Source organism: Secundilactobacillus oryzae JCM 18671, assembly GCF_000740055.1.
In the GTDB taxonomy this organism is placed as follows: domain Bacteria; phylum Bacillota; class Bacilli; order Lactobacillales; family Lactobacillaceae; genus Secundilactobacillus; species Secundilactobacillus oryzae.
The window spans coordinates 1-317 of the sequence record NZ_BBJM01000089.1 but is presented as its reverse complement, the minus strand read 5'-3'; the positions used below and the strand labels follow the sequence as shown (position 1 = coordinate 317).

Genomic DNA, 317 nt, shown 5'->3' with positions numbered 1-317 from the left:
ACATCTAAACGCATTTCAGTTCCTCCAAATTTGAGATGCGTTTAGTTTACCGTAAAAAAATGTTGGAAAACCGACATTTTCTAATCGGTATTTTCCAATATTTTACAACCGTTGCTTACAGCATTAAAGGTCAGCTACATTTTATTTGTATTAATGGTGATGGTGACCATGAAATCGTACAGATTCTTCCGGATCGATTCAAAAATCATATTGAGTATTTTAGAAAGTTTCCTCAAAGCGTCAGAGATCGCGTTAAAACAGTATCAATTGACCTGAATAGCTACTACAAAGATATTGCCAAGCAGATGTTTCCAAAT

At 34.4% G+C, this 317-nt stretch carries 1 pseudogene; it reads left to right on the top strand.

Annotated elements, in window-relative coordinates:
- Positions 1-122: 122 nt before the first annotated feature.
- Positions 123-317 (top strand): annotated as a pseudogene (locus LOSG293_RS09890) (transposase); the annotation flags it as partial.